Source organism: Novosphingobium sp. 11B (assembly GCF_054589055.1).
Window position 1 is genome coordinate 23,012 of record NZ_BAAILP010000290.1, and the last position, 3,649, is coordinate 26,660.

4 protein-coding genes are annotated in these 3,649 nt (G+C 67.5%); 1 reads left to right on the forward strand and 3 read right to left on the reverse strand.

Annotated features, from left to right (window positions below; all coding sequences use genetic code 11):
- Positions 1-24: 24 nt before the first annotated feature.
- The 3 genes from ACYPYD_RS25110 to ACYPYD_RS25120 form a co-directional block, all read right to left on the reverse strand.
- Positions 25-807 carry an enoyl-CoA hydratase-related protein gene (locus ACYPYD_RS25110; RefSeq protein ID WP_069707500.1) on the reverse strand — a complete coding sequence of 261 codons (783 nt, stop codon included), beginning with the start codon at positions 805-807 and terminating at the stop codon, positions 25-27.
- 20 nt (positions 808-827) lie between these two features.
- Positions 828-1,808 carry an NAD(P)H-dependent flavin oxidoreductase gene (locus ACYPYD_RS25115; protein ID WP_459666201.1) on the reverse strand — a complete coding sequence of 327 codons (981 nt, stop codon included), beginning with the start codon at positions 1,806-1,808 and terminating at the stop codon, positions 828-830.
- 109 nt (positions 1,809-1,917) lie between these two features.
- On the reverse strand, positions 1,918-2,544 hold the full coding sequence (locus ACYPYD_RS25120) for a TetR family transcriptional regulator (RefSeq protein ID WP_459666204.1): 627 nt from the start codon (positions 2,542-2,544) through the stop codon (positions 1,918-1,920).
- 116 nt (positions 2,545-2,660) lie between these two features.
- Between ACYPYD_RS25120 and htpX the strand changes: the two genes are divergently transcribed.
- A complete protein-coding gene (gene htpX / locus ACYPYD_RS25125) occupies positions 2,661-3,569 on the forward strand; it encodes a zinc metalloprotease HtpX (protein WP_459666207.1) in 909 nt (302 codons plus the stop codon).
- Positions 3,570-3,649 lie beyond the last annotated feature (80 nt).

A 3,649-nucleotide genomic window follows, 5' to 3' on the forward strand; every position in this document is an offset into this window, starting at 1 on the left:
CTGCGCAACAGGGAGGATATAGCCTCAGCGTCCCTTGAACGCGGGCTTGCGCTTTTCGAGGAACGCATTGACGCCTTCGAGGAAGTCCTCGGTCCGCCCCGCCTCGCGCTGGCCGCGTCGTTCGGCCTGCAGCGCGGTCTCAAGGCTCGAATCCAGCGCATCCCACGCCATCCGCTTGATGAGGCCGAGCGAGCGCGGACCGGTGGCCAGCCGCTTCGCCAGCTTCATCGCCTCGGCGTCGAGGTCGTCCTCGGGCACCACCCTGGTCGCAAGGCCCCAGTCGAGCGCGGTCCTGGCATCGACCTTCTCGCCCAGCAGCATCATCTGCATCGCCCGCACCCGGCCCACCGCCTGCGCCAGCAGGTACGTCGCGCCGCCATCGGGGACGAGGCCGACGTGACAGAAGGCGCAGAAGAAGTACGACCCTTCCGCCATCAGCACCACGTCGCCCGCCGCCGCGAGTCCCGCGCCGAAGCCCGCCGCCGGCCCGCGGATCGCGGTGACGACCGGCTGCTCCATGGTCTTGATCTGCATGATCACCGGGTTGAACGCGCGGTCGAGCTGGCCGCCGATATCGCGCATGGGATCGGCCAGCATGTCCTGCGCCGCCGCAAGGTTCGCGCCCGAGCAGAACGCCTTGCCCTCACCCGTCAGCAGCACAGCGCGGGCATCGCGCGCCGCCACGTCGAGGGCGTGAACCATCTCCAGCCCCATCGCCTCGGTGACGCCGTTCATGGTCTTGGGATCGTTGAGGGAAATGCGCGCGACGCCGTCCTCCAGCGAATAGAGGATGTGCTCGTAACTCATGGAATCTCCCTCTCCGTCGATCAGGCGAGCATGGCGCCCAGGCGTTCCTTCACGATTGCCTCGGCCTCGCCAACGATCCTTTCGATCAGTTCTCTGCAGGTGGGCACGTCATGGATCAAGCCCTGCACCATCCCGGCCCAGAAGATGCCCTTGGTGAGATCGCCGCTCTGCAGCAGTTCGCGCCCCACAGCGCCCGCGACGAGATGGCGGATATCCTCGAAGGTCGAGTCCGGCCGTTCGGAAATCGCGACCACTTCGTCGGACACGTCGTTCTTGCCGACGCGCGCCGAGTTCTTGAACTTGCGGAAGATGAGGTTGGTGCCGCGCTCGTCGTTCTCGACGTACTTCGCCTTCACGTTGTCGTGGATCGGGGCCTCCTTCGTGGCGCAGAAGCGGGTGCCCATGTTGATGCCCTCCGCCCCCAGCGCCAGCGCCGCAACGAGGCCGCGCCCGTCGCCGATGCCGCCGCTCGCCAGCATCGGAATCTTCACCTTGTCCGCCGCCGAGGGGATCAGGATCAGGCCGGGAATGTCATCCTCGCCGGGGTGCCCGGCGCATTCGAAGCCGTCGATCGAGATGATGTCGCAGCCGTGCCTCTCTGCCGAAAGCGCGTGGCGCACGGCGGTGCACTTGTGCAGCACGGTGACGCCGTGGGGCTTCACCATCTCCCAGATCTCGCGCACCTGCTGGGTGCCCGCGGTCTCGACGATCTTCACCCCGCCGTCGATCACGGCCTGCGCATAGGCCTTGTAGTCGGGCGGCAGGATCGTGGGCAGGACGGTGATGTTCACCGCGAAGGGCTTGTCGGTCATCGAGCGGCAGCGCTCGATCTCCTCGCGCAGCGCCTCGGGGCTGGGCTGGGTCAGCGCGGTCAGGGTGCCGAGGCCGCCGGCGTTCGACACCGCGCTCGCCAGCTCGGCATAGCCGACGCCCTGCATGCCGCCCTGGACGATCGGATGTTCGATGCCGAGCATCTCGGTCACGCGGGTCTTGAATGGCATGGTTGTCGCTGCTCCCTATCGATGGTTGCAAGCGGGGCTATGTCATGCGGCGCGGGGCTTCAAGGCACCCGGGGTGCCAAGGGGCGCGTCCATCGCGGCGGCGAAGGTTTCACACCTTGCCGTTCGCCCCGATCCCCTCGATCACGAAAGCCGCGATGGCATCCCTGATCTCCGCCTCGCTGGCCATGCCCGGCGGGAACAGCCAGTCACGGAACATCAGGTTGGCCAGCACCGCCGCGAACGACACGCGCACCATGAGTTCCGGCGCGATGTGCGGGGTCTCCCCGATGCGCGCGCGCGACATCGCCTCGCCCTTGCGGAAGTAGTCCTGCAACCCGTCGAGCGCCTCGATCCCGCCCGAGGCTTCGGGCGAATAGGCGTTGGCGACCGCCAGCGAGAGGAACATCTTCGAATGGCTGCCCATGAAATCGAGCAATTCGCCGATGTAGGCCCGCGCCACGTCCTTGCCCTCACCCGCTCCGGCGGTCCGCGCTTGGAAATCCGCGAAGTGGCGGTTCAGCGGCGTGAAGATCGCCGCGCGGAACAGCGCCTGCTTGCTGTCGTGGAAGCGGAAGATCTGCGCCTCGGTCACATCGGCGCGGCGGGCGATCGCGGCGGTCGTCGCCCCGGCATAGCCCGAGGCCTCGAACTCCTCGGCGGCGGCTTCGAGAATGCGGTCGGCCACTTCCTCGGAGGAGCGGCGGCGACGTTTCGGTTTCGGGTCGGGAGCGGTCAATCTTTCCTGCCGGTTTCGGTTGCGTGACTGCATGTGTCGGGAACGGCGCGCGCCATTGAAACCCTCCCGCCCGACCCTAGATTCGCTGGGACAAACGCTCAAGGAGACAATTGAAAGTGAACGGAATGAAGACGGCCATGCTGCTGGCGGCGCTGACGGCGCTGTTCATGGGGCTGGGCTACATGCTGGGCGGAACCGGCGGCGCCATCATCGCGCTGGTCGTGGCGGCGGGCATGAACCTGTTCACCTTCTGGAACGCGGACAGCATCGTGCTGAAGATGCACAACGCCCGCGAAGTCGGCCCGGAGAGCGAGTTCCACCGCCTCGTCGCCGAACTGGCGCAGCGTGCCGGGCTGCCGATGCCGCGCGTCTACGTGATCGACACCGAGGTGCCCAACGCCTTCGCCACCGGCCGCGACCCCGACCATGCCGCCGTCGCCGCGACCACGGGCCTGCTCGACATGCTCAGCCGCGAGGAAGTGGCGGGCGTGATGGCGCACGAACTGGGCCACGTGAAGAACCGCGACACGCTGGTGATGACGATGGTGGCGACGATCGCGGGCGCCATCTCGATGATCGCCAACTTCGGCATGTTCTTCGGCCACATGGGCAATTCGGAGGATCGCCCGAGCCCGATGGCCGCGATCGCGGCAATGGTCATGGCCCCCTTCGCGGCGATGATCGTGCAGATGGCGATCAGCCGCACCCGCGAATACAGCGCCGACAAGGCGGGCGCCGAGATCAGCGGCAACCCGCGCGCGCTGGCCTCTGCGCTGCAGAAGATCGCCGGGCCTGCCGCCCACTTGCGCAACCCCACCGTGGAGCGCAACCCGGCGGCGGCGCAGCTCTACATCGTGCCCTCGTCGGTGTCGGACCTGTTCTCGACCCACCCGGCGACCGAGAAGCGCATCGCCGCGCTGATGGCGATGGACGGCGGGGCTATACCCCCACGTCCGGCCATGGCTTCGGTGCCGCGCAGTAGCGCGACGCGTGGCCGCTCGGCGCTCGATCCGAACCGGCGCTGAAGCCGCACACCTCGTCATTGCGAGCACAGCGAAGCAATCCAGGGGAGTCTCAAGCCGCCCTGGATTGCTTCGCTGTGCTC

Bases quoted from the DNA above. Each gene is read 5' to 3' on its own strand.
- ACYPYD_RS25110 (WP_069707500.1), bottom strand. From the start codon at position 807: ATGAGTTACGAGCACATCCTCTATTCGCTGGAGGACGGCGTCGCGCGC.
- ACYPYD_RS25115 (WP_459666201.1), bottom strand. From the start codon at position 1,808: ATGCCATTCAAGACCCGCGTGACCGAGATGCTCGGCATCGAACATCCG.